The following is a 19,469-nucleotide window of genomic DNA, read 5'->3' on the forward strand; positions in this document are numbered from 1 at the left end:
TCTCCTCGCGTAGTCTGTTTATCGAACCTTGACCCGAACCAGTTCCTGACCGTCTTCACTCATCACATGAGTGGAGCAGGCCAGGCAGGGATCAAAACTGTGCAGACTGCGCAGGATTTCCACCGGCTCATCCGGGCGCTCCATGGGCGTGTTCATCAGGCTGGCTTCAAAGGCACCGATGTTGCCGGCAGGATCGCGGGGCGAACCGTTCCAGGTGGTGGGTACCACACATTGGTAGTTCTCGATGCGGCCGTCCTTGATCTTGATCCAGTGCCCCAGTGCGCCACGGGGTGCGGCCACGGTGCCCACGCCTTTGGCTTCCTTGGGCCAGGTTTTTGGGTCCCACTTTTCCATGTTGGCGGTGGTGGTGTCACCGTTCTTGATGTTGCCCATCAGTTCGGTCCAGTCGTCCACCATCATGTCGGCGCAGTATTGTGCTTCCAGGGCGCGGGCCAGGGTGCGGCCGATGGTGGATTGCAGCACGGACTTGGCACCCAGTTCAGTACCCGCTAATTGGTTGAACGCGGCTACGCTGGTGTCCACCTGATTTTTCACATAGTCGACGCCCTGCACATAGGCCAGGGTGTAGCGGGAAAGTGGCCCCACTTCCACCGCATGACCACGCCAGCGGGGTGCCTTGATCCAGGAATATTTGGCGGCTTCGTCCATTGCCTGAATGTTGGTTTTGGTGCCTTTGAAGTTGGGGCCTAACTTGAAGTTGGGCTCGGTAACACCGTCCCAGGGATGCAGGCCCATTTTTTCATCCGGGTAGCTGTACCAGGAGTGGGCGACAAATTCCTGTACCTGCTCTGGGTCACGGGGGTCCACCGGAAACACTTCATTCCAGTTCCCGTTCAAGATCACACCGCCGGGCAATTGATCCGTGGATTTGTCGTAGTTCACCTTAGGGTAGGCGCCGTAATCCATCACACTGTAGGCGCCCAGGCCGCCGCCGTAGAGCCAGTCTTTGTAGAAGCTGGCAATGGCCAACACATCGGGAATCAGCACGTTATTGCAGAAGGCCACCATCTCATCGATACGGGCTTTGACAAAGTTCAGGCGCTCCATATTCAACGGCGCACCGGCGGACAGATCGCCGTCCATGTTAATGGCGCAGGGCACACCGCCCACCAGATAATTGGGGTGGGGATTCTTGCCGCCGAACACCGTATGCACTTTCACAAAATCTTTCTGCAGGTCCAGCGCTTCCAGGTAATGGGCCACCGCCATCAGATCCGCTTCCGGCGGCAGTTTATAAGCCGGGTTATCCCAGTAACCGTTCTTGAACGGGCCCAGTTGACCGGACTCCACAAACTTGCGGATGCGGGTTTGGATATCGCGGAAATAACCCGGGCTGGACATGGGGTGGGCAGGGGATACCATTTGCTGCAGCTGGGACGTTGCCTTGGGATCGGCTTTCAGTGCATTCACCGGATTCACCCAGTCCAGCGTATGCAGGTGATAGAAATGCACCACGTGATCGTGCACCTGCAGGGTCTTGGCCATGATTTCCCTGATCAGGTGGGCATTGGGGGGGATTTTAATGCCCAGGGCATCTTCCACGGCACGCACAGACGTTAACGCGTGACAGCCGGTACAGACACCGCAGATGCGTTCCACAAACGCCCAGGCGTCGCGGGGATCACGGCCCTTCAGGATCACTTCCAGGCCGCGCCACATGGTGCCCGAAGACACCGCATTGCGGATGACGTTGTTATCATCCACGTTGACCTCGCAACGCATATGACCTTCAATTCGGGTCACTGGATCCACCACCACACGGCGGCCGCTGCTATCCAAATCATAACCATTCGGGGTTTTGATGATGCTCATTATTCCTGATCTCCTTTTTGTGATCCTGGCTGCGCGTCTTTCTGCATGGCGCGCTTCACAGCGCTAGCGGCAATATGGGCGGCGGTGGCGGTACCAACGACGGCGGCGGCGGTAGCCCCCACCTTGTCGGCGTTGGCCTCAACACCGAACTGCGGGATGTCGGTAAGGCGGGCGTACCAGGAGCCTTTGTCCCAGAAGCCGTCTTCCGAACAACCGATGCAGCCATGGCCAGCCTGGATCGGGAAGGAGGTGCCTTCGTTCCAGCGAATGGTGGAACAGGCGTTGTAGGTGGTGGGGCCTTTACAGCCCATTTTGTAGAGGCAATAGCCTTTGCGGGCGGCCTCGTCATCCCAGCTTTCCACAAACTGGCCGGCGTCAAAGTGCGGGCGGCGATAGCATTTATCGTGGATGCGCTGGCTGTAGAACATTTTCGGCCGACCCTGTTGATCCAGCTCCGGCATTCGCTCAAAGGTCAGGATGTAGGTCACCACGGCAGTCATGACTTCCGCAATGGGTGGGCACCCGGGAACCTTGATGATCGGTTTGTTGTGGATCACCTTGTGCACCGGGGTGGCCTGGGTAGGGTTGGGGGCCGCTGCCTGCACGCATCCGTAGGATGCGCACGACCCCCAAGAGATGATGGCCTTGCAGTGCTCGGCCGCATGGGTCAACTGGTCCAGGAACGGCTTGCCGCCGATGATGCAGGACATGCCATCCTGGTTCAGGGGTGGATTACCTTCCACCGCCAGAATGTAGTTGCCGTTATATTTGTCGATGGTTTCTTCGATGATGGCTTCCGCCTGGTGGCCGGCAGCGGCCATGATCGTATCGTCATAATCCAGTGAGACCATGCTGAGAATCACATCCTTGGCCAGCGGGTGGGCCGAGCGGATGAAGGATTCCGAACAGCAGGTGCACTCCAGGCCATGCAGCCACAGGATGGGAATCCGCGGCTTGGTTTCCATGGCGTGGGCGATTTTCGGTACAAAGGCGGGCCCCAGGCCCAGTGCGGTGGCGGTCAGGCTGCAGTACTTCATAAAACTTCTGCGCGTGATGCCCTGGCGCCGCATTACTTCGTAAAAGGTTTCAGTCATGAGCATTCCCCTTGAGCATTCCCCTATCGGTCTTGTTATTCGGTCACTCCTCTTGTTCAGCCTTTGGGCAAGTTATGTGCCATGGCGACAACGCCCGGGTTGTGGGGGCTCTAGGGGGTAGTTAAACGCCAAACCGGAAAAATATATTGCACTTTGGTCTTATTATCGAAAAGAAAGTTTTCAATAGATCTTGCGCAATGGTCAAGCTGTTGACAGAATGAGGGTCACATCCATTTTCGTTCGCAATCGATCAAGAGACCGTCATCATGAGTGACCAGGTTCTGCTGTTGGGTATTGGTAATGTGCTGTGGGCCGACGAGGGCTTTGGGGTGCGTGCCATTGAAGCGTTCAACGAGTGCTATGAAGTGCCGGATTCCGTGCGCTTGATGGACGGGGGCACCCAGGGCATCTATCTGGTTCCCCATGTGCAGGAGGCCGATATCCTGGTGGTGTTCGATGCCATTGATTACGGCCTAGACCCCGGCACGCTCAAGGTGATTCGCGATCAGGCTGTCCCCAGTTTTATGGGGGCCAAGAAAATGAGCCTGCATCAGACCGGCTTTCAGGAAGTGCTGGCCATGGCGGAAATGCTGGGTAGATGCCCGCAGAAACTGCTTTTGATCGGGGTGCAGCCGGAAGAGCTGGAGGATTACGGCGGCAGTTTGCGGCCCTCTGTAAAAGCCCAGATTCAACCGGCATTGGAGATCGCCGTTGCCTACCTGCAGGAGCAGGGTATTCAGGTCTGCCGGCGATCAGGGCAGGCCACCGCCGAAACCCTTGCCCATCACAGTATTGCCCTGAATGACTATGAATCCAGGCGCCCCAGCGAAGAAGACGCCTGCCGGTTGGGAGACCCCCGAGTACTGCAATCCGGCCAGGTGGTGTTTGATCCCAAAGCCGTCACCGCAGAACCGTTGTCTTACAGTGTGGATCTGGACAAGCGGAGGCAGGACTGATGTGCATTGGGATTCCCATGCAGGTGGTGTCTGCCGATGGGCTGTTGGCTTTGTGTCGGCAGGAAGGCGCTGCTGAGCCTGAAGAAGTGGATTTGTCCCTGGTGGGCCCCTGCGAACCGGGTTCCTGGTTGCTGGTGTTTCTGGGGGCGGCCAGGGAAATCCTGGATCACGAAACCGCCCAACGTATGCAGTTGGCGTTGCAAGCCTTGAATCAAACCATGAACGGGCACGGGGATATCGATCACCTGTTTGCCGATCTGGTAGGCCGAGAACCCCCGTTGCCGGATCACCTGCGAGCGGCGGTGGGCAAGCCTGTGGCAACCTTGAATGATGGAGAAGAGTAATGTCGGTAATGATTGAACGCCTGGTCTCACAAGTGGGGTGCCCGGTCGCGAATCTGGATACCATCGATGCACTGGTGGCCAAACACGAATTCCTGATGCTGTTTTTTACCAACGATCCCGCCCGCTATCCGGAGAGCAATGATGTGGCCATTATCCTGCCGGAGATACAACGGGCCTTTCATGGCCGGTTTCAGGTGGCGGTGGTGGATCGTGAAAGTGAACAGGCCCTGAAGGAACGCTACCCCTTCAACCAATGGCCGGCACTGGTGTTCTTGCGGCGCGGTACCCAGCTTGAGGTGATCAGCAAAGTGCGGGATTGGGCCGAGTACCGGGCCCTGATCAAGCCCTTGCTGGAAACCGACTTTCAGCCCGCCCAACGAATTCCCAACGTCAGTTTGTCGTGAGGAACTAAATATGAGGAGCCAAACATGAGTGATTCAGATCGTATTCCGGTGGTGTCCTATTTCGGCCCGGGTTCGCAACCACAGGAATTCGAAGAGTCGTTTCAATACCTGAGCATGCCCACGGCCATGACAACCTATCACCAGCCGCAGGTGCCGGAACCGGAAGATGCCGGCCACATTGAGCCGGCATTGAAGCTGCTGCAGCGGGTGTTGCTCGGCTTGCAGCACTATCCCTCTAAAGGCAATGCCTTGTTTCCGCTGTCCGGACTGAATCAGGACAGCTTGCGGCTGGTGAATCAGATGATGGGGGTGGGCGAGGTGAGTGCCACCATCGGCGGTGCTTCCCTGGAATCTTCCCCCATTCATATTCAGGAATCCGTGATGGCCGGTTTGTGGCGGGTGCAGCAACGGGATGTGGATGACAATCTGATCTGGGATGGCCTGGAGGTGGGCGCTGTACCTGCTTGCGTAACGGAGCTGGCATTTGCCGATGCTGCCGCCAGCCTGGATACCGACACCAGCAATTTGCCCACCGGTGTGATGAACGTGCCTGCGCTGTTGTCAGAATTGGCGAACAAAATTACGGAGCGGGCGCAGGATGCGGCGCAAGGGCAACCCGCCCATGTGATGAATCTAACCTTACTGCCGTTGAGTGATGCGGATCTGTTTTGCCTGGGTGAACGTTTGGGGGTAGGCCCGGTGACGTTTTTATCCCGTGGTTATGGCAATTGCCGGGTGGGCAGTACCGCCTGTAACAACGTGTGGTGGATTAAATATTTCAATTCTGAAGATGCGCTGATCCTGAACACCATCGAAGTCACTAACATGCCGGAAGTGGTGATGGCCGCGCCGGAAGACATTGCAGACAGCGCCCATCGTCTGCAGGAAATTCTGGAGATCTACCGGTGAGTGGCAACGCTTCTTTTGAAGGCTCCTCATTTGAAGGGTCTTATGGCGGGGATGCCAGCCGCCTGCAGGATGATTCCATTCTGGAATGCAAGATCTGTTGGTATCGCTACCAGCCGGAGCAGGGGGATGATGTCTGGCAGATTGAACCGGGCACACCGTTTTCCCAGCTACCGGAGCATTGGCGTTGCCCCCAGTGTGATGGGGCAAAAAATCAGTTTATGGTGGTGAGGTAAGCGCCATGACCTTCACCGCCACATTCACTTCAGAGCAGCAGGTTGTCAGCACCCTGGAAGCCACGTTTGCCCAGGTGCAGCAACGCATGGATGGCTTGCCGTTTTTGAATCCCCGGTTACAGGTTCGTGCGCTGGGCTTTCAACCTTGGCAGCAATACTGGTTGGGGGTGATGGTGACACCCTGGTTTATGAATTTCATGTTATTGCCGAGGGAAGACGGTGTCAGCGTGCCGCGGTTTGGCGAAGCGCAATCGGTAAATTTTCCCTGCGGGTCTTTTTCCTTTATCGCCGGGCACGAGGGTGGTATCGGCCGTTACTTGAGCTGCTCGTTGTTGTCCCCGGTGCAGGAGCTTGAGAGTCAGCACCTGGCGGAAGAAATCGCAATGGCATCGCTGAAGCAACTGTTGACTGCCGAAGCATCCACGGCCGAATCGTCTATACCAGCAGACTGCAGTGCAGAGCCACCCCGGCGCACATTGTTTCGGCGCATTCTGGGTCAGCAAACAGATAAACCGCACATTCAGGGGAAAGCAGCCAAATGAGTCAGGCGGGCGCTTTGCATATCCGGTTTGGGCGCGATTCCGCAGCGAATGCATTGTTGTCCATCGAATCCACCCGCCCCCAGGGGCTGACCCGCTTGTTGCAAAACCGCACCATCGTCGAAGCTCATCAAGTGGTGTCGCTGTTGTTTTCCGTGTGTCGACGGGCGCAAACCGTTGCCGCATCCCGGGTAGCCGAGCAGTTGATGGGCGTCACTGTGCCTGCAGAGCTGGAACAGCATCGTGACCAGATGCTGCGCCTGGAACTGCTGCACGAACATCTGTGGACACTGTTGGTTCAATTGCCGCCGCGCCTGGGCTTGCCCCCCCGCACGGATTGCATGGCGGAAGCCAGCCAGATTCTGCGCTGTGCCATGAGCGGCATGGACCGCAGGAGCGTGCTGTCCGGGATATTCGGCATCAAGGCGGTTGCCGATGATTTACCAGCGGTGATGGATCTGGCCGCTTGGGCAGGGCAGTTATACGAGTCGTTATTTACCGGGGGGAACTGCCTGGCCGATGAGTTGGTGGCGGCAACCCGATTGCAGGATTGGCGCAGCGATTACCATCTGTGTGGCGTGCAATCCTTTTCTGGAGAAGATCTGGTCAGCCGCTTGATTGGTGATCCTGCATTCAGCCATCAACCCCAGTGGCAACAACAGCCCAGGGAGACCGGCGCCGTTGTGCGTCAGGCCGATCGGGCGCCAGTGTTCCAGGCCTTGCAGCAGGGCTGGTGCCTGCAACCCCGGCTGCTGGCCATTGTATTGGAAGTGCAGTGGCTGCTGAAATGGCTATTGGCTGGCGCCTCCAGAGCGGCTACCGGCAAAGAGGATGGCGGTGTAAACATCAGCAATGGCAATATTGAGTCCGCTTCACCCCGGTTTGCCCTGACCCAGTTGGAAACCGCCCGTGGCGGCCTGATCCACGGGGTGGAACTGAACCCCGAGCGGGAACGCATTGCCCGCTACTGGATCATCGCGCCTACTGATTGGAACTTTCACCCGCAGGGCGTGCTGCATACAATGGTGGAAAAATTGCCGGAAACAGAAGCAGAGCAGGCCCATCAGCGGTTGGCGTTACTGGTGATGATGATGAACCCCTGTGTGGGCTGGGAGGTACAGAGTCATGCATGAAATGTCCCTGTGTGAATCCGTATTACAAATTGTGGAAGAAGAAGCCGCCAGGCAGCGCTTCAGCAAAGTGAAATGGCTGCAGTTGGAAATCGGCACGCTGGCGGGTGTGGAGGTGGAAGCCATGCGCTTCTGTTTTGATGCGGTCTCCCGTAACAGTGTGCTGGAAGGGGCGGCGCTGGATATCGTGCAGCCGGTTGGCCAAGCCTGGTGCATGCAGTGCGCCAAAACCCTGCCGCTTCGGGAACGCTACCAACCCTGCCCGGAGTGCGGTGGTTATCAGTTACAGGTTACCGGCGGGGATGAAATGCGAATCAAAGAATTGGAGGTGGAGTGATGTGTACAGTGTGCGGTTGCGGAGAAGGGGACGTTACCATTGAGGGTGGGCACGAACATTCCCACGGACATTCACATGAACATTCTCAAGGTCATTCTCAAGGTCATCATTCTCACGAACATAACCACCACCATCACTACGGTTTGGGCCCGGCCCGGGCCCATGCCCCGGGATTGGATCAGGCCCGCATGGTGCAGATCGAAAAAGATATTCTCGGCAAGAATGATCAGTATGCCCGCTCCAATCGCGCCCGCTTTGCCGAACAGGGAATTTTCACCCTGAATCTGGTGTCCAGCCCCGGCTCCGGTAAAACCACATTACTCACCCGAACCCTGACCGATCTGAAAGACAAGTTCCCTTTAGCGGTCATCGAAGGCGATCAGGAAACCTCCCAGGATGCGGAGCGCATCCGTGCCACCGGTGTCAACGCCATTCAGGTAAACACCGGCAAAGGCTGCCACCTGGACGGACACATGGTGGGCCACGCATTGGAAACCCTGCAACCGCAACCGGGCAGCGTATTGTTTATTGAGAACGTGGGCAATCTGGTGTGCCCCGCCGCGTTTGATCTGGGGGAGGCCCACAAAGTGGCGATCCTGTCTATTACCGAAGGGGAGGACAAACCCATCAAATATCCCGATATGTTTGCCGCTGCTGATGTGATGCTGCTGAATAAAATCGATCTGCTGCCCCATCTGGATTTTGATGTGGAGCGTTGCATTGAGTTTGCCCGCCGTATCAATCCCGCTATTCAGATCATCAAAGTGTCCGCCAAAACCGGCGAAGGCATGGAGCAATGGTATCAGTGGCTGACACTGAATCGGCAAAGCCGCCTCATCGGGCATCCGGCCTTTGCCGAAGGCGCCAACACCGCCGAGGATACCCGTCATGCCTGAGCTGATCGATGCCCGTTCCGGTTTGCCCGCGGTGCCCAAGCCCTTGCCCACGGTTCTGATTCTGGATGATGAACAGCGCTCGGTGGAAACCCTGGCGCGTATTCTGCAGGATGAGTTCGATGTGCATTGTGCCACCACCATCGAGGAGGCGGAGGCCATTCTGCAGCGGGAATGGGTGCAGATCATTCTCTGTGACCAACGCATGCCGGAGATGACCGGTGTCGAGTTTCTGATGCGGGTACGGGAGCAATGGCCGGAAGTGATTCGCATGATTATTTCCGGGTACACCGATTCCGCCGACATCATCGATGCGGTGAACGATGCGGGCATCTACCATTTTATTACCAAGCCCTGGCAGCCCGCTGATCTGCTGATGAAACTGCACAATGCCGCCCGACTGTTCCGCCTGCAGCGTTTGAACGAGCAACTGTCAGTGGAATTGAAGCTGCGGCCGGAAACCCTGGCCGACGAGCTGGAAGAAAAGCGTCAGTTATTGCGTGCCCGTTTTGACTGGAATCTGGGGATTGTTCGATCCCCGGACAGCGCCATGAATCATGTTTGTGAGATCATCCAGCATGTGGCCCCGTTCAACGTGAACGTATTATTGACCGGTGAATCCGGCACCGGCAAGGAGCTGTGTGCGCGGGCACTGCATTACAACAGCCTGCGTCAGGATGGCCCCTTTGTGGCGGAAAACTGCGGTGCACTGCCGGATGAATTGCTGGAAAGTGAATTATTCGGTCACAAGCGCGGCGCCTTTACCGGGGCGGTGGATGACCGGGTGGGATTGTTTGAACGGGCCGATGGCGGCACGATTTTTCTGGATGAAATCGGCGAAGTGTCACCGGCTTTTCAAGTGAAACTGCTGCGGGTGTTGCAGGAAGGGGAGATCCGGCCCTTAGGCACCAACACCCGCCGGAAGATCGATGTGCGGGTGGTGGCCGCCACCAATCGGGATCTGGAAAAAGACGTAAAAGAAGGCCGGTTTCGGCAGGATCTGTACTACCGCTTAGCCACCTTTGTGGTACAGCTGCCGCCACTGCGGGATCGCGCCATGGATATCGAGGCACTGGCCTACGCCATTCTGGAGGAATCATCCCGCCAGTTGGGCAAACAGGTCAAAGGTTTTACCGAAGAAGCCATTCACTGTTTGCAGGCCTATGACTGGCCCGGCAACGTGCGCGAACTGCAGAACGAAATCAAGCGAATGCTGGTGCTGGCCCATGAGGATACCCTGGGGGCCGACCTGATCAGCGCGCGCATTGTGTTGGCCGCGCCGGAGGAAGCCCAATCGGATCTGGAATTGCTTACCGGCATCGAAGGCTCGCTGAAGCAACGGGTGGAATCGTTGGAGGCGCGCATCCTCAAGGAAACCCTGATTCGTCACCGCTGGAACAAAACCCGCGCGGCGGAAGAGCTGGGTTTATCCCGCGTGGGATTGCGCAACAAGCTGGAGCGCTACGAACTGGAACAGATTCCACAGAAACCCCAAACGGCTCAAGGATAGAGCGCCATGGAACGATCTAAACCGCTTACCCATCAGGTCACCCTGCCGGATGCATTACCCGAAGAGGTGGGGGAAAGCGCGTGGATTGAAGTGATTCAGCGCATGGATGACATCTACGCCGACCTGGTGGAACATCAGGTGGCACTGGAAGATAAAAACACCGCCCTGGAAGCGGCCTACCGTGAATTGCACCGCACCCATGAAGAACTAAAACAAACCCAGCGGCAGCTGATCCAGGCCGAGAAAATGGCATCCCTTGGCCGCCTGGTGGCGGGGGTGGCCCACGAGCTGAACAATCCCATCAGTTTTATCCAGGGCAATGCGTTTGCGTTGGAAGGCTACAACGCCCGCTTGCAGGGCTTTTTTACCGAACTGGAACAGCTCAATCACCCGCCGGTGAATCAATTGCGGGAGCGCAACCGCATCGACGCCATCCTGCGGGATTTAAACCCCCTGGTGGAAGGCACCAAAGAGGGGGCAGATCGGGTTACCGAGATTGTGCAGAACCTGCTGCGGTTTACCACCCCACAGAAGCGATCGGTTGCCCCCTTTGATCTGGCGGCATTGATTCGCAACTCCATGCAATGGGTGTGTCGCAGCAATCGGATTGCGGTGCAGCAGCATCTGGAAATACTGGAATCACTGGAAGTGGCAGGTTACGAAGGCCTGGTGCACCAGATTCTGGTGAACCTGATTCAGAATGCCATCGATGCGGTGGAGCCGGTGAAGGCTCCCTCGCTGTGGGTCAGCGTTAAAATGGATGATAAAACGGTTGCCATTACGCTTCGCGACAACGGCCCCGGCATCAAGCGTGAACACCTGGCCACGATCTTTGATCCTTTCTTTACCACCAAACAATCCGGTAAAGGCACCGGGCTTGGCTTGTACATCAGCTATCTGCTGGCCACGGAGCAATGCGGTGGTAATCTCACGGTGGAATGCCCACCGCAGGGCGGCGCTGAATTCACCCTCACCTTACCCAAAGTGATAACACAAGCCATCACCCAGAATGGAGGCACGGCATGACGTCAAAAACGCTGTTGTGGTTGCAGTCCGGTGGTTGTGGTGGTTGCAGCCTTTCATTACTGAATGCAGAGAATCCGCACCTGCTGGATCGCTTATCCCAATCCGGAATTGACCTGTTATGGCACCCCAGCCTGAGCGAATCCAACGGGCCGGAATTCCTGGCGCTCATGAAATCCATCTGTGATGGCGAGCAGGCACTGGATATATTATGCCTGGAAGGCTCCGTGATGATGGGGCCGAACGGTACCGGCCGTTTCCATTTGTTGAGTGGCACCGATCAACCCATGTTTCACTGGTTGGAAAAGCTGGCCGCCCAAGCCAAACAGGTGGTGGCGGTGGGCAGTTGCGCGGCCTTTGGTGGTATCACCTCGGCGGGGATCAATATTGGTGAAGCCAAAGGATTGCAATTCGATACCGAACAACCCGGTGGCCTGCTGGGGGAACAATGGCGCAGCCAATCATCATTGCCGGTGGTAAACATTGCCGGTTGCCCGACCCATCCCGATTGGGTGACCGAAACCCTCACGTTACTGGCGGCGGATGCTTTGCATCAAAACCAACTGGATGAATACAACCGGCCCCGTTTTTACACCGATCACCTGGTGCATCACGGTTGCCCCCGCAACGAATATTACGAATACAAAGCCAGTTCCGAAAAGCCCGGTGATCTGGGCTGCATGATGGAACACATGGGCTGCCTGGGTACCCAGGCCCGGGCGGATTGCAATATCCGCCCCTGGAACGGCAGCGGTTCCTGTTTGAAAGGCGGTTACGCCTGCGTGAATTGCACCGCACCGGGCTTTGAAGACAGCCGCCACAGCTTTATGGAAACACCCAAGCTTGCCGGCATTCCGGTGGGCCTGCCCACGGACATGCCCAAGGCCTGGTTTGTGGCGCTGGCCTCCCTGGCCAAGGCCGCCACACCGCAACGCCTGCGCAAGAACGCCGTGGCGGAGCGCCTGATCTACCCACCCGGCAAAGAGCATAAAAAATCATGAGCCTGCCAACGGGAAACACATTATTGGGGCCGTTAAACCGGGTGGAAGGGGATCTGGAAATTCGCGTGCAGGAGGCCGATGGGCGCGTGCAACAGGCCTGGGTGAATTCACCGTTGTTCCGTGGCTTTGAAGTGATTCTGCAAGGCAAGCCACCCCTGGATGCATTGGTCTACACACCCCGCATCTGTGGCATCTGTTCGGTGGCACAGTCCGTTGCCGCCGCATCGGCTTTGGCAGACTATATGGGGGTGGTGCCCACTGATAACGGCAGGCTTGCCACCAGCCTGACGCTGGCCTGTGAAAACCTGGCGGATCACCTCAGCCATTTTTATTTATTCTTTATGCCGGATTTCGCCCGCACCGGTTATCAAAAACAGCCCTGGTTTGACGCCATCCAACAACGCTTTCGTGCCCAGGTGGGTAATGTGGTGAATCAGGTGTTACCGGCGCGGTCCGCCTTTATGCAGATGACCGGTATCCTGGCCGGTAAATGGCCCCACAGCTTAAGCCTGCAACCGGGCGGCACCAGCAAAGCCCTGGGCAGCAGCGAGCAGGTGCGCCTGTTGATGATGATTCGCAGCTTTCGCCAGTTTCTGGAGCAGGTGTTGTTTGCCGACAAGCTGGAAAACGTTGCGGCGCTGGAAAACCGCGAGCAGCTGATGGCCTGGGCGGCGTCCCATGCCCAATCGGACTTCGGCCGCTTTTTGTCTTTGGTACAGCCCCTGCAATTGGATCAGCTGGGGGTTACCCGTAATACCTTTCTCAGTTACGGCGCCTATGACATTCCCGCTAATAACAACCGGCATTTGTTCAGGCAAGGCGTGGCCCAGTGGCAGAAGCCATCTCTTAAAAGCGGTGGGCTAAAAATAAAAACCCTGGATACAACATTGATTGAAGAAGACATCGCCTATAGCTGGTTGGTGGGGGAGCGCGCCCATCCCTATCAGGGCACTACCCAGCCCGATGCCGATGTGCCCGGTTATTCCTGGTGCAAGGCGCCCCGATTGAATGGTGAAGTGGCAGAGGTGGGCGCCCTGGCGCGACAGGTGGTGAACGGCCATCCCCTGTTATTGGATTTGGTAAAAAGCGATGGCGCTGGTGTGATGAGCCGGGTGGTGGCGCGCTTACTGGAATTTGCCTTGGTGGTGCCCGCCATGGAGCAATGGTGTCAGCAGCTGCAGGTGAACGAATTATTTTGTGCCCAGCAATCCCATCAACCTGACTCCGGTAAAGGGCAGGGCTTGGTGGAAGCGGCCCGGGGCAGCCTGGGCCATTGGATCAACGTAGTAGATGGCCGCATTGCCAACTACCAGATCATTGCACCCACCACCTGGAACTTTTCACCCCGGGATCAGCAGGGCATATGTGGGCCCTTGGAAAGTGCATTGCAAAACATCGAATTGAAAAATGCCGGACATGCCGCCCAGCTGCATGAATGCCTGCCCATTCAGCATGTGATTCGTTCCTATGATCCTTGTATGGTTTGCACGGTGCACTGATGGCGATGAACCCGATGCAACAGGATTCTTTACAACCCGGCTCGTTACAACAGCCCGTGCAAAAAACCATTCGGGTCAGTGGTGTGGTCCAGGGGGTGGGTTTCCGGCCTGCGGTATGGCATTGGGCGCAGGAACTGGGATTGACCGGCCACGTCTGTAACGATGATGACGGCGTGTTGATTTGTTGCCGTGGTGCCGAGCGCGCGGTGGAAGATTTGCTTCAGCGTTTGCAATCCTCGCCGCCGGCACAATCCCATATCAGCAAGATCGAATGCTGGCAGAGCGATGCTCCGCTGCATGGTGAGGGATTTAGAATCGAAGAAAGCCTTCACGAACATCAGCAAGGCAAATCAAAACCACAATTGAAAACCGGTGTATCAGCGGATCTGGCCACCTGCCCGGATTGCTTGCGGGAACTGTTTGATCCCAACAATCGCCGTTACCGTTATCCCTTTATCAACTGCACCCACTGCGGCCCGCGCCTGAGCATTGTGCGCAGCATTCCCTATGATCGGGTCAACACCAGCATGGCACTGTTCCAGCAATGCCCGCAGTGCCAACGGGAATACGATGATCCCGCCGATCGCCGCTTTCATGCCCAACCCAACGCCTGCCCGATGTGTGGCCCCACCCTGTGGATCACCGATCAATCCGGGGCTGCATTGGATGGTGATCCCATCGCGGTGGCCCAGGCCGCGTTGCGGGCCGGTAAGATTGTTGCGGTAAAGGGTGTGGGGGGATTTCATCTGGCTTTGGATGCCGGCAATGAACAGGCCGTGGCAACACTGCGCCTGCGCAAGCGCCGCCCCCACAAACCCTTGGCCGTGATGGTGCGGGATCTTGAGGTGGCCAGGCGTTATTGTCATATCTCCGATCAGGAACAAACCCTGCTGCAAAGTGCAGCGGCCCCCGTGGTATTACTTGGCGTGCACACAACACCCAGCACCGGCATTGCACCGGATCAGCAACGCCTGGGTGTGATGCTGCCGCCTTCCCCATTACACCACCTGCTATTGGATACATTTGATACTCCGTTGGTGATGACCTCCGGCAACCCCAGTGGTGAACCTCAATGCATCAGCAACGACAGCGCGCTGGAAAAACTCTCCGGCGTGGCGGATCTGTTCTTGTTCCACAATCGGGATATCCTCAATCGGGTGGATGATGCCGTGGTTCAGGTAATCGATCATCAACCGCAAGTGATGCGGCGGGGGCGGGGTTATGCCCCCATGCCGTTGCCGCTGCCGCCGGGTTTTGAAACCGCACCGGCTGTTCTGGCGCTGGGTGCCGAAATCAAAAATACGTTTTGCCTGTTGGGGCAGAACAAAGCGGTACTGTCCCAACACATGGGTGATCTGCAGGATGTGTTAACGCTGGCGGACTTTGAACGCAACCTGGCCCTGTATCAGCAGGTGTATCAGCATGAGGCGCAATGCATCGCCGTGGATGCCCATCCCCAATACCACTCCGGCCGGGTGGGGCGCATGGTGTCGCAGCAATTGAATTTACCGGTGTTGGAAATCCAGCATCACCATGCCCACATGGCGGCCTGTTTGGGTGAGCATGGCTGGCCGCTGTTATTTAATGGTGAAAAGGCTGAAAAAGAAGTACTGGCCATCACCCTGGATGGATTGGGCTTTGCACCGAATGGCGCTGAAGGTGAGGATGGCGGGAAAGGAGAGGACGCCCTTTGGGGCGGCGAACTCCTGTTGGGGAACTACACCCAAGTAAAACGCCTGGCCCGATTAAAACCGGTGCCCTTACCCGGAGGCAATGCGGCCGCCATCCAACCCTGGCGCAACACCGTGGCGCAATTGCACAATGCAATGGGCTGGAACCCTGTCATCGAACAATTTGGCGCGTTACCGGCAATCCAAACCATCGCCCAACAACCGGTGGATACCATCCTGGCCATGATGGAGCGGTCGTTGAACTCACCGCTTTCCTCATCCTGCGGCCGCCTGTTCGATGCCGTCGCCGCGTTATTGGGATTCTCCACCAATGGTATGAGCTTTGAAGGCCAGGCCGCCATGGCACTGGAAGCCTCCATCAGCGAACAGCAATGGCAGCAAGCTCAACCTTACACCTTGGCAATTCAGCAGGAAGCGAACGGCCTGTGGCAGATCGACCCGGCCCCCATGTGGCGCAGTCTTTTACAGGATCTGCACAATGCAGAACCTAAAGGCCTGATGGCCGCAAGATTTCATAAAGGATTGGCCCGGGCCTGGGCGGATTGTGTGTGGCAACTGGCCCAGCAGCATAACGTGAACGATGTGGTGTTAACCGGCGGCGTATTCCAGAACGTGCATCTCACAACCGAAATTACGGGCCTGCTCCAGCAGCATCAACTCAACGTGCTCACCCATTGCCAGATGCCCGCCAACGACGGCGGCATCGCCCTGGGCCAGGCCCTGATCGCTGCCGCCCAACAAATTCAACTGAACTCTCCACAACTAAATTTGCAAGAGAAGAGGAGCTCCCCATGTGTTTAGGAATTCCGGGGCAGATTGTCGCCATCAGTGACGCCGCCAATCATATGGCCATGGTGGATGTATCCGGCGTGCAGCGGGAAGTGAACATCATGTGCATCGTGGAACCCAACACCACAGCCCAGGATTACGTGGGGGAGTGGGTGCTGGTGCATGTGGGTTTTGCCATGAGCCACCTGGATGAGGAAGAGGCCCAACGCACATTGGCTCTGTTACAAGAGTTGGGAGAATTTCAGGAAGAACTGCAGGCGATAGAAGCTTCAGGGGAGAGCACACAATGAAATACGTCGACGAATTTCGTGATCCGGACACCGCCCGCAAACTGGTGCAACAGATCCACCGGGTTACCGAACATATCCTTGCCAAAAGAAACGCCGCCGGCAACACCATGCCCCTGCAATTAATGGAATTCTGCGGCGGCCATACCCACACTATTTTCCGCTACGGTATCGAGCAATTGTTGCCGGAAGGCATCGAACTGGTGCACGGCCCCGGCTGCCCGGTGTGTGTGTTACCACGGGGCAGGGTGGACGATGCCGTGGCACTGGCCAGCCGCCCGGAAGTGATCTTCACCACCTTTGGTGATGCCATGCGCGTGCCGGGATCGCAGAAAAGCCTGTTGCAGGCCAAGGCCGATGGCGCCGATATCCGTATGGTCTATTCGCCACTGGATTGCCTGAAACTGGCGCAGGAAAACCCCACCCGCGAAGTCATCTTCTTCGCCCTGGGTTTTGAAACCACCATGCCCAGCACCGCGCTCACCCTATTACAGGCGGAACGCATGGGCATCACCAACTTTTCCCTGTTCTGCAACCACATCACCACCGTGCCCACCATCGACGCCATTCTCAACGATCCCGATATGATCCTGGATGGTTTCCTGGCGCCGGGCCACGTCAGCATGGTGCTGGGGGAAGAACCGTTCCAGTTTGTGGCGAAAGAATTTCACAAACCACTGGTGATCACCGGCTTTGAACCGCTGGATATTCTGCAATCCCTCACCATGGTGTTGCTGCAAATCAAAGAAGGCCGCTGCGAAGTGGAAAACCAATACAAACGGGTGGTGCAAAAGCAGGGCAACAGCCAGGGCCAGAAAGCCATCGAAACCGTATTCGAGATCCGCGACTTTTTTGAATTGCGGGGGCTGGGCTCGGTGGATCACTCCGGCGTGCGCATTCGCGATGCCTACGCCCGCTTTGATGCGGAGCGCAAGTTCGCGGTTGAAGGCATCACCGTCACTGATCCCGCCGGTTGCCAGTGCGGTGAAGTACTCAAAGGCCTGATCCGCCCCTGGCAATGCAAACAGTTCGGTGAACAGTGCACACCGCAAACCCCCATGGGCGCATTGATGGTGTCCTCCGAAGGGGCCTGCGCCGCCTACTATCAATACAGCGATGTGCAGGAGCTGAAAATCAAACGGGCGCAGGATCAAAAGGCAGGGGCCATGGCATGAAAGAGGTGATCACCCTGGCCCACGGCAGCGGCGGCAAAGCCATGGACGAACTGATCCGCTCTGTGTTCGTTGCTGGCTTTTCTGAAAACATGGACAACACCAACCTGGCCGCCATGGAAGACCAGGCCCGCTTTGATCTGGCGGCCCTGCAACAACAGGGCAACCGCCTGGCCTTCACCACCGACTCGTACGTGGTGGACCCATTATTCTTCCCCGGTGGCGATATCGGCAAACTGGCGGTGGCCGGCACCGTCAACGATCTGGCTATGGGCGGTGCCAAACCGCTTTACTTAAGCTGCGGCTTCATCATCGAAGAAGGCCTGCCCGTGGACACCCTGAAAAAAGTGGTACGCTCCATGCAACAAGCCGCAGTGGAAGCGGGGGTGAGCATCGTCACCGGCGATACCAAAGTGGTGCAGAAGGGCAGCTGCGACAAGCTCTTCATCAACACCGCCGGAGTGGGAGTGATTGCCGCAGGGGTGAACATCAGCGCCGCCGGTGCACAACCGGAGGACGCCATCATCATCAACGGCTACCTGGGGGATCACGGCGCCGCCATTGTGGATGCCCGTGGCGACCTGGCTTTGCAGAACAGCATCGAATCCGATTGCCAACCGTTGGGCGATCTGGTGCAAGCCATGTTAGCCGTGTGCCCGGACATCCACTGCCTGCGGGATGCCACCCGGGGCGGCCTGGCCACCGTGCTGAACGAATTCGCCCAGGCCAGCGATTGCTGCATGCAGGTGGATGAAACCAAACTGCCTATTCGCGACGAAGTACGGGGCATGTGCGAGATCCTGGGATTGGACCCGCTCTACCTGGCCAACGAAGGCAAACTGGTGGCCGTGGTGCCTGCGGCTGCCGCCGAAAAACTGATTGAAGTAATGCACAGCCACCCGGCGGGGCGCCACAGCGCCATCATCGGGCAAGTAAAAGAAACATCTAAACCCGTTTCAAAACCAAGCGTGCTGATGACCACAGGATTTGGCAGCCAGCGAATAGTAGACCGGCTCGTAGGCGAGCAATTACCGAGGATCTGTTGATGACCAGCTTATTATTCGTGGGCTTTTTACTGGGGATACGGCACGCACTGGAGGCAGACCACATTGCCACCGTGGCCTCACTGGCCAGCACCTTTCCCAACCGCTGGCAAGTGGTGCGCCAGGGGGTGGCGTGGGGCTTTGGCCACAGCGTGATGCTGCTGCTGGTGGGCGCGGTGGTGCTGTGGAGCGACACCATGATCCCCGAACAAATGGCCCACGGCCTGGAAATGGCCGTCGGCGCCCTGATGATCGTACTGGGCCTGGACGTGCTGCGTCGGGCCTGGCGCGACAAAGTCCACTTCCACCTGCACCAACACAAAGACGGCACCCAGCACTTCCACGCCCACAGCCATCAGGATCAACCACAAAACTTTCGCCTGGCACCGTTCATCCAACCGCAACTGGGCCTTGAGTATAAACACGGCCATCACAACCATTCTCATGACAAGAGCCACAAGAAAGACTGGCCCCTGCGGGCGTTGTTCATGGGCATCATCCACGGCATGGCCGGCTCCGCCGCCTTGATCCTGTTGTTTGTGGATCAGGTGGATTCCATCAGTACGGGGTTGGCCTACATCGCCATTTTTGGGGTGGGATCGGTATTGGGGATGTTTGTGTTTTCACTGGTGATTTCTGTGCCCCTGGGGATGACGGCGAAGAAACTGACGCGGGTGCATACCGGGTTGCAGTTTTCCATAGGAGTGGTGACGTCGGCGTTGGGGGTTGGGTTGTTGGTGGCGCCGATATAGCGGAGCCCGCGCTACATAAACCAATAGGTG

The 19,469-nt window shown here is 57.3% G+C and carries 19 protein-coding genes and 1 pseudogene; 18 read left to right on the plus strand and 2 right to left on the minus strand.

What is annotated here, in order from left to right:
• Positions 1-18 precede the first annotated feature (18 nt).
• Complete coding sequence (locus tag D9N13_RS04455; RefSeq protein WP_290586409.1) at positions 19-1,833, minus strand: nickel-dependent hydrogenase large subunit; 1,815 nt, start codon at positions 1,831-1,833, stop codon at positions 19-21.
• Positions 1,833-2,933, minus strand: coding sequence for a hydrogenase small subunit (locus D9N13_RS04460; RefSeq protein ID WP_317622449.1), 1,101 nt, complete (start codon positions 2,931-2,933; stop codon positions 1,833-1,835). Before D9N13_RS04460 ends, D9N13_RS04455 begins: the two co-directional genes overlap by 1 nt.
• 257 nt (positions 2,934-3,190) lie before the next feature.
• On the opposite strand from D9N13_RS04460, the pseudogene D9N13_RS04465 reads away from it, so the two are divergent.
• The 18 genes and pseudogenes from D9N13_RS04465 to D9N13_RS04550 form a co-directional block, all read left to right on the plus strand.
• Positions 3,191-3,817, plus strand: a pseudogene (locus D9N13_RS04465) (HyaD/HybD family hydrogenase maturation endopeptidase); the annotation flags it as partial.
• A gap of 65 nt (positions 3,818-3,882) precedes the next feature.
• Complete coding sequence (locus D9N13_RS04470) at positions 3,883-4,227, plus strand: HypC/HybG/HupF family hydrogenase formation chaperone (RefSeq protein ID WP_290586417.1); 345 nt, start codon at positions 3,883-3,885, stop codon at positions 4,225-4,227.
• Entirely contained in the window at positions 4,227-4,631 is a 405-nt protein-coding gene (locus D9N13_RS04475; protein ID WP_290586419.1) for a hypothetical protein, read from the plus strand. Before D9N13_RS04470 ends, D9N13_RS04475 begins: the two co-directional genes overlap by 1 nt.
• Before the next feature lie 24 nt (positions 4,632-4,655).
• The gene (locus tag D9N13_RS04480; RefSeq protein ID WP_290586422.1) at positions 4,656-5,540 is read left to right on the plus strand and encodes a hydrogenase expression/formation protein; all 885 of its coding nucleotides are present in this window, start codon (positions 4,656-4,658) and stop codon (positions 5,538-5,540) included.
• The gene (locus tag D9N13_RS04485; protein WP_290586425.1) at positions 5,537-5,773 is read left to right on the plus strand and encodes a rubredoxin; all 237 of its coding nucleotides are present in this window, start codon (positions 5,537-5,539) and stop codon (positions 5,771-5,773) included. Before D9N13_RS04480 ends, D9N13_RS04485 begins: the two co-directional genes overlap by 4 nt.
• Positions 5,774-5,778: 5 nt before the next feature.
• Positions 5,779-6,315: a [NiFe]-hydrogenase assembly chaperone HybE gene (gene hybE, locus D9N13_RS04490; RefSeq protein ID WP_290586428.1), complete on the plus strand. Its 537-nt coding sequence runs from the start codon at positions 5,779-5,781 to the stop codon at positions 6,313-6,315.
• A complete protein-coding gene (locus D9N13_RS04495) occupies positions 6,312-7,445 on the plus strand; it encodes a hypothetical protein (RefSeq protein ID WP_290586430.1) in 1,134 nt (377 codons plus the stop codon). The genes hybE and D9N13_RS04495 overlap by 4 nt, the downstream gene beginning before the upstream one ends.
• Positions 7,438-7,779, plus strand: a complete 342-nt coding sequence (gene hypA / locus D9N13_RS04500) for a hydrogenase maturation nickel metallochaperone HypA (RefSeq protein WP_290586433.1) — start codon at positions 7,438-7,440, stop codon at positions 7,777-7,779. The genes D9N13_RS04495 and hypA overlap by 8 nt, the downstream gene beginning before the upstream one ends.
• Positions 7,779-8,675 (plus strand): hydrogenase nickel incorporation protein HypB, encoded by an 897-nt coding sequence (gene hypB, locus D9N13_RS04505; RefSeq protein ID WP_290586435.1) that lies wholly within the window; start codon positions 7,779-7,781, stop codon positions 8,673-8,675. The genes hypA and hypB overlap by 1 nt, the downstream gene beginning before the upstream one ends.
• Positions 8,668-10,182, plus strand: coding sequence for a sigma-54-dependent transcriptional regulator (locus D9N13_RS04510; protein WP_290586438.1), 1,515 nt, complete (start codon positions 8,668-8,670; stop codon positions 10,180-10,182). The genes hypB and D9N13_RS04510 overlap by 8 nt, the downstream gene beginning before the upstream one ends.
• A gap of 6 nt (positions 10,183-10,188) precedes the next feature.
• A complete protein-coding gene (locus tag D9N13_RS04515; RefSeq protein ID WP_290586440.1) occupies positions 10,189-11,208 on the plus strand; it encodes a sensor histidine kinase in 1,020 nt (339 codons plus the stop codon).
• A complete protein-coding gene (locus tag D9N13_RS04520; protein WP_290586443.1) occupies positions 11,205-12,206 on the plus strand; it encodes a HupU protein in 1,002 nt (333 codons plus the stop codon). The genes D9N13_RS04515 and D9N13_RS04520 overlap by 4 nt, the downstream gene beginning before the upstream one ends.
• Positions 12,203-13,705 carry a nickel-dependent hydrogenase large subunit gene (locus D9N13_RS04525; RefSeq protein WP_290586446.1) on the plus strand — a complete coding sequence of 501 codons (1,503 nt, stop codon included), beginning with the start codon at positions 12,203-12,205 and terminating at the stop codon, positions 13,703-13,705. The genes D9N13_RS04520 and D9N13_RS04525 overlap by 4 nt, the downstream gene beginning before the upstream one ends.
• Positions 13,705-16,197, plus strand: a complete 2,493-nt coding sequence (hypF, locus tag D9N13_RS04530) for a carbamoyltransferase HypF (protein WP_290586449.1) — start codon at positions 13,705-13,707, stop codon at positions 16,195-16,197. The genes D9N13_RS04525 and hypF overlap by 1 nt, the downstream gene beginning before the upstream one ends.
• Positions 16,188-16,475, plus strand: a complete 288-nt coding sequence (locus D9N13_RS04535; protein ID WP_290586451.1) for a HypC/HybG/HupF family hydrogenase formation chaperone — start codon at positions 16,188-16,190, stop codon at positions 16,473-16,475. The genes hypF and D9N13_RS04535 overlap by 10 nt, the downstream gene beginning before the upstream one ends.
• Complete coding sequence (gene hypD / locus D9N13_RS04540) at positions 16,472-17,647, plus strand: hydrogenase formation protein HypD (protein ID WP_290586454.1); 1,176 nt, start codon at positions 16,472-16,474, stop codon at positions 17,645-17,647. The genes D9N13_RS04535 and hypD overlap by 4 nt, the downstream gene beginning before the upstream one ends.
• Positions 17,644-18,690, plus strand: a complete 1,047-nt coding sequence (gene hypE, locus D9N13_RS04545) for a hydrogenase expression/formation protein HypE (RefSeq protein WP_290586457.1) — start codon at positions 17,644-17,646, stop codon at positions 18,688-18,690. Before hypD ends, hypE begins: the two co-directional genes overlap by 4 nt.
• The gene (locus D9N13_RS04550; RefSeq protein ID WP_290586461.1) at positions 18,690-19,439 is read left to right on the plus strand and encodes a hypothetical protein; all 750 of its coding nucleotides are present in this window, start codon (positions 18,690-18,692) and stop codon (positions 19,437-19,439) included. The genes hypE and D9N13_RS04550 overlap by 1 nt, the downstream gene beginning before the upstream one ends.
• Positions 19,440-19,469: the final 30 nt, after the last annotated feature.

This window comes from Ketobacter sp. GenoA1 (assembly GCF_003671475.1).
Lineage (GTDB): Bacteria > Pseudomonadota > Gammaproteobacteria > Pseudomonadales > Ketobacteraceae > Ketobacter.